Origin of the sequence: Phenylobacterium sp. (assembly GCF_031412415.1) — a bacterium.
Lineage (GTDB): Bacteria > Pseudomonadota > Alphaproteobacteria > Caulobacterales > Caulobacteraceae > Phenylobacterium.
In genome coordinates this window covers 1-4,902 of record NZ_JANOCX010000174.1, presented here as the reverse complement: position 1 = coordinate 4,902, position 4,902 = coordinate 1, and the positions used below count along the sequence as shown (strand labels likewise).

The window sequence follows — 4,902 nt, the reverse complement described above, 5'->3', positions numbered from 1 at the left end:
GCCATGACCACCAACACCCAGATCTTCGAGATCTACATCAAGGCCACGCCCGAGAAGATCTGGGAGGCCATCACCAGCCCCGACTGGACCGCCCGCTACGGCTATCAGTCCCGCGCCGAGTTCGACCTGCGCCCCGGCGGCGTGGCGATCTATCACGCCAATGACGAGATGATCCAAATGGGCCTGCCCGAGGTGATCATCGACGGCGAGGTCCTGGAGTGCGACCCGCCCAACCGCCTGGTCACAAGCTACCGCTGGCTGTTCACCGAGGAGAACAAAGCCGAGGGCTTCACCCGCATCACCTGGGAGATCGCGCTGACCAGCGCCGGCTTCTGCAAGTTCACCGTCACCCACGACGTCACCGGCGCACCCATCATGGCCCAGTCCATCCGCGGGACCTTCTCCGACCAGGGCGGCGGCGGCTGGACCTGGATCCTCAGCGACCTCAAGTCCCTCCTGGAAACCGGCGCCATCCTGGCGGCCTAGGGCTCACCTCGGCGTCAGCCAGTTGATCTGCACCACCGCCGGGCGGTCGTCCGGGTCCCAGACCTTGGCCGACAGCACCGCGACCCGGTGGCGGATCTGCTTGAAGGCCCAGCGCCGGTCCGCCAATCGCGGGCCGGCGTCGCCCAACTCGTCGTCCTTCTGCCCTTGCGGGAGAAGGATGCTCGCGCCCTAGCCATCCATCAACACGATATCCCAGCGGTACTTGCCGGCCCCCGCCCCGGCGGCGACCGAGGTCCCCGCCTCGCCGCCCAGCCCCTTGTAGAGCTGGTCCCGGGCGTTCAGCGCCGCGTCCTCCGGGAAATACATCTGGGCGGTCAGCCGATGGCCGGTCCCACGCACGTCGAAGTGTATGTGCGGCGTCCGCAGCCCGATCGGCGAGTCATAGGCGGCCGGCTTGATCGTGGTGATCCGCCAGTCGCCGTCCTTGCCGGTCTTGAGCGTCGCGAAGCCCTGGAAGTTGGGATCCAGCGGCGCCTTGCTCATCTCGTTGGGATGGGCGTAGCGGCCCGCGGCGTTGGCCTGCCAGACCTCGAGGGTCGCGTCGGCCATGGGCTTGCCGTGCCGGTCCAGCACCCGGCCCGAGACCTCGATCACCTCGCCCAGCGCCCGCTGGCTGTGGCCCTTCAGCCAGACCAGATCGGCGTCGTCCTCCGCCAGGTGGCTGACCGGATAGAACGGCCCCATGGGCGACTCGGCCGTGCCCGCCAAGGGCGGCAGCGCCGGTTGTCCCTGCGCGCCGCGCGCCCCCGCGACCAACGCCGCCCCGGCCATGACCCCGAAACCCCGACGCGAAACCTGAAGCCTGCTCACCGCCGCCTCCCCCATCTGCGTTCATCCCGGAGACGATTGGATACCGTTGGTCGCCCAAGTCCATTGGAAACTGTCAAGCTTCCGGCCGGGCGCGGCGCGCCCTCGCCCTGAAGCTGCGCCGCCGCGCGGAATGCAGCCGTAGGGGAGTCGCGCAACCCATATCGTTCTGCTTTTGTTCTCACCCCAGCAAACAGGAGCACCCATGACCAAGGTCGGCTATCCCGGCGTCAGCGACCCCAAGGTCGCCTTCGCCGCCTTGAGCGACTATCGCGACGCCCTCATCAAGATGCAGATCAAGTGCCGGCCCTTCGGGACCGACTACCTGATCCTGCTGGCGGCCAAGGACGCCCTGGACACCGCGGCCTTCCACTTCACCCGCGACCCGACCTTCTACGACGCCACCTCGCAACGATGACCCTACGGCCGCTGACCAACCTCAAGGGCGCGCGCCTGGAGGACGCGCCCCGCTATCCCGGCTGCGTCCTGCGCCTGGCCTGCCAGGGATGCGGCTGGGAACGCGGCTACGACGTCGGCAAGATCATCAACCGCCTCTACGAACTCCGGGACGGCGGCTTCGGGACGCCGGTGGCCGACGTGGCGAAGTCGGTGAAGCGGCGGTGTCCGGGATGCAAGGGCGTGCGGTGGGCGACGGGGTTTGCGTATCCGGAGCGGGTGGACGTGCGCGAGACCAAGCGGCTGGCGGGGCGGTATCGGAGTTAGGGGCGGCCCTACGCCCAATTCTTCGATCGGATATTTCGGGGACACTATACCAGATTCAATCCCTGCGCTGGCTCGACACCGTCTGCGGTGACATGCCGTGGCCAGCATATGTTCTGGCGATCTCGGGATCCAGTTTCAACGCGACACTCATCTCCACCGCTGCTTCAGCGCCACGTCCTAGCCGTTCTAGCGCCACGGCGCGCAGGAAGCGGCCGTCGGGGTAGTCGGGGTCGAACCTCGTGGCGGCCTCGGCGTCGGCCAAGGCTGCGTCCGGACGCGCGAAGGCAAGCCAAAGATAGGCGCGGGTCGCGTAGACGAGGGGATCCTCCGGCGTCAGCTTCAAGGCGCGATCGCAGGCGATTTCGGCCTGTGCGAGGCCTGATCTGGCCACTGCCCGCGTCCAACAGAGATCATTGAGGGCTGCGACGCTATCGGGCGCCTCCGCTATGATTTTTTCGTAGTCGGCGATGGCGCGTGCATAGTCGCGAAGCTCGAAGTGGGCCCGCGCTCGGCCGTCCAGCGCTGTGAGTCTTTCCTTGGGATCGGCCAGAGCATCGGTGAAGGTCTTCAGGGCCATTCCCGGCTCGCCGTTCGCCAGCAGTATGTCTCCCCGGACCACCAGCCATTGGGCGATGGGCTTCAAGCGATATGCGCGATCAACCTCCGCTAGGGCCTGCCGGTGTCGACCCAGATGGCGGAGAGCGACTGACAACTCTCCCCGCGCCTTGCTTTCGAGTGACCTGTCGCGGGCTGCCTTCTCCAGGTCCTCCACCGCGCTCTCGAAGTCGCCGAGGTTTATATTTGCGATGCCCCTGTTGAGGCGCGCCAGGTCAAGGTCGGGATTGATCGTGATGGCGGCGCTATAGTCCTTGATCGCACCGCCATAATTTCCCCTGGCCTGGTGGACGTCGCCGCGAAGAAGGTAAGCTGGCGCCATTCTAGGATCGATCGCCAGTGCGGCGTCGGCGTCCGCGACCACCGCATCAAGCCTCCCGGCCTTCAAGTGTTCGAGCGCCGACTCCGTCAACTCCATCGCACTTGGGCCGGCGAGGACCGGAGACCAGGCGACCAGCGCCAAGGCAGCAATGACCGCCGCAATAATCGCCCGAACCATTCGACCGCTCCCGCTTCTTCCAATCAACCCTGACGTTTCACGCGTCATACGAAAACAACCTGAAGCATGCAGTCTGTCAAGAACAAACACGGAACGTTTCCGCCGAGCGATGGCCGCGATGAAACGCGGCTCCCTCCTCCTCAACGTTTGCTTAACCCCGCCGACGTCCTGTATCTCTCCGTGGAACAGATGACGAACGCGCCGATTCCCATGACCACGCCTCTCCGCATCCTCGGCCTCGATCCCGGCCTGCGCCGCACGGGCTGGGGCGTGATCGCGGTGGAGGGGTCCAGGCTGACCCACGTGGCCCACGGGGTCATCGCGCCCAAGGACAGCCTGCCCTTCGCCGAGCGGCTGCTCCACCTCTTCGACGCCATCAGCGAGGTCGTCGCCCTGCACGCGCCGCACGAGGCCGCGGTGGAGGAGACCTTCATGAACAATAACGCCGCCTCGGCGCTGAAACTGGGCCACGCCCGGGCCATGGCGATGATCGTGCCGGCTCGCGCGGGCCTGAGCGTGGCCGAATACGCCGCCACCGTGGTCAAGAAGTCGGTGGTCGGGACCGGGGCGGCCGACAAGGACCAGGTGGGCTTCATGATCGCCCGGCTGCTGCCCACGGCGGGCAAGACCACCGCCGACGCCGCCGATGCGCTCGCCGTCGCCATCGCCCACGCCCACCACCGCCGGGTCCGCAGCCTGGGGGCCGCGGCGTGATCGGCCGGCTGCGCGGCCTGGTCGCCGAGGTGGGCGAGGAAGACGCCCTGATCGACGTGGCCGGGGTGGGCTATGTGGTCCGCTGCGGCTCGCGCACGCTTTCCCACCTGCCCGCCATGGGCGAGGAGGCGGTGCTGCACGTGGAGACCCAGTGGTCCGAGGCCAACGGCATGAAGCTGTACGGCTTCCTGGGCCGCGACGAGCGCCGGGCCTTCGTCATGCTGCAGGCCATCCAGGGGGTCGGACCCAAGGCCGCGCTCTCGGTGCTGGACGTCCTGCCCCCGGCCGAGCTGGCCCAGGCCTGCGCCCGCGACGACAAGGCCGCCGTCGGCCGCGCCAACGGGGTGGGCCCCAAGCTCGCCCAGCGCATCGTCACCGAACTGAAGGACAAGCCGCTCAGCGATGGGCCGGTCGCGGCCTTCCACGCCTCTGCGCTCACGCCCGCCGCCGCGCCCCCGCCGTCCGCCGTCGGCGAGGCGGTCGCCGCCCTGCTGGGCCTGGGCGTCGCCGAGGTCAATGCGCGGCGCGTGGTCGAACAGGCCAATCTGCGCCTGGGCGAGGACGCCACCGTCCAGGCCCTGATCAAGGCCGGGCTGCAGGAGCTGGGGCGGTGACCCGCATCGTCTCCGGCGAACCCCAGCAACAGGACGCCGCAGTCGTCCACGACAAGGCCCTGCGCCCCCAGACCCTCGCGGAGTTCGTCGGTCAGGAGCAGGCCAAGGGAAACCTGAAGGTCTTCATCGAGGCGGCCAAGAACCGGGCCGAGGCCCTGGACCATGTGCTTCTGTTCGGCCCGCCGGGCTTGGGCAAGACGACCCTGGCCCAGATCGTCGCCCGCGAACTGGGGGTGAACTTCCGCGCCACCTCGGGCCCGGTGCTGGCCAAGGCCGGCGACTTGGCGGCGATCCTGACCAATCTCGAACCGCGCGACGTGCTGTTCATCGACGAGATCCATCGCCTGCCCGCCAATGTGGAGGAAATCCTCTATCCGGCCATGGAGGACCATGTGCTGGACCTGATGATCGGCGAGGGGCCGT

The 4,902-nt window shown here is 68.0% G+C and carries 9 protein-coding genes; 6 read left to right on the top strand and 3 right to left on the bottom strand.

Annotated features, from left to right (window positions below):
• The coding region (locus RMO04_RS08470) for an SRPBCC domain-containing protein (RefSeq protein ID WP_309644346.1) at positions 1–486 on the top strand (486 nt) is incomplete at its 5' end.
• Positions 487–489: 3 nt separating this feature from the next.
• Here RMO04_RS08470 and RMO04_RS08465 read toward each other — a convergent pair.
• Positions 490–633: a hypothetical protein gene (locus RMO04_RS08465; RefSeq protein WP_309644345.1), complete on the bottom strand. Its 144-nt coding sequence runs from the start codon at positions 631–633 to the stop codon at positions 490–492.
• 42 nt (positions 634–675) lie between these two features.
• The gene (locus tag RMO04_RS08460) at positions 676–1,317 is read right to left on the bottom strand and encodes a protocatechuate 3,4-dioxygenase (protein WP_309644344.1); all 642 of its coding nucleotides are present in this window, start codon (positions 1,315–1,317) and stop codon (positions 676–678) included.
• 202 nt (positions 1,318–1,519) lie between these two features.
• Between RMO04_RS08460 and RMO04_RS08455 the strand changes: the two genes are divergently transcribed.
• Both RMO04_RS08455 and RMO04_RS08450 read left to right on the top strand, forming a co-directional pair.
• Complete coding sequence (locus RMO04_RS08455; RefSeq protein ID WP_309644343.1) at positions 1,520–1,732, top strand: hypothetical protein; 213 nt, start codon at positions 1,520–1,522, stop codon at positions 1,730–1,732.
• The gene (locus RMO04_RS08450; RefSeq protein ID WP_309644342.1) at positions 1,729–2,037 is read left to right on the top strand and encodes a hypothetical protein; all 309 of its coding nucleotides are present in this window, start codon (positions 1,729–1,731) and stop codon (positions 2,035–2,037) included. The genes RMO04_RS08455 and RMO04_RS08450 overlap by 4 nt, the downstream gene beginning before the upstream one ends.
• A gap of 55 nt (positions 2,038–2,092) precedes the next feature.
• Here the strand turns inward: RMO04_RS08450 and RMO04_RS08445 are convergent, their stop codons facing one another.
• The gene (locus RMO04_RS08445; RefSeq protein WP_309644341.1) at positions 2,093–3,151 is read right to left on the bottom strand and encodes a tetratricopeptide repeat protein; all 1,059 of its coding nucleotides are present in this window, start codon (positions 3,149–3,151) and stop codon (positions 2,093–2,095) included.
• Positions 3,152–3,361: 210 nt separating this feature from the next.
• Here RMO04_RS08445 and ruvC point away from each other — a divergent pair, with 210 nt between their 5' ends.
• The 3 genes from ruvC to RMO04_RS08430 all read left to right on the top strand — a co-directional run.
• Positions 3,362–3,865, top strand: coding sequence for a crossover junction endodeoxyribonuclease RuvC (gene ruvC / locus RMO04_RS08440; RefSeq protein ID WP_309644340.1), 504 nt, complete (start codon positions 3,362–3,364; stop codon positions 3,863–3,865).
• Positions 3,862–4,479 (top strand): Holliday junction branch migration protein RuvA, encoded by a 618-nt coding sequence (gene ruvA / locus RMO04_RS08435; protein WP_309644339.1) that lies wholly within the window; start codon positions 3,862–3,864, stop codon positions 4,477–4,479. Before ruvC ends, ruvA begins: the two co-directional genes overlap by 4 nt.
• Positions 4,476–4,902, top strand: a 427-nt coding sequence (locus RMO04_RS08430) for an AAA family ATPase (protein ID WP_309644338.1), incomplete at its 3' end; no start/stop codon positions are given. The genes ruvA and RMO04_RS08430, both read left to right, overlap by 4 nt.

Excerpts from the sequence above, each read along its gene's own strand:
- RMO04_RS08455 (WP_309644343.1), top strand. The coding sequence starts at position 1,520 with ATGACCAAGGTCGGCTATCCCGGCGTCAGCGACCCCAAGGTCGCCTTC.
- RMO04_RS08450 (WP_309644342.1), top strand. The coding sequence starts at position 1,729 with ATGACCCTACGGCCGCTGACCAACCTCAAGGGCGCGCGCCTGGAGGAC.
- ruvC (WP_309644340.1), top strand. The coding sequence starts at position 3,362 with ATGACCACGCCTCTCCGCATCCTCGGCCTCGATCCCGGCCTGCGCCGC.
- RMO04_RS08445 (WP_309644341.1), bottom strand. The coding sequence starts at position 3,151 with ATGGTTCGGGCGATTATTGCGGCGGTCATTGCTGCCTTGGCGCTGGTC.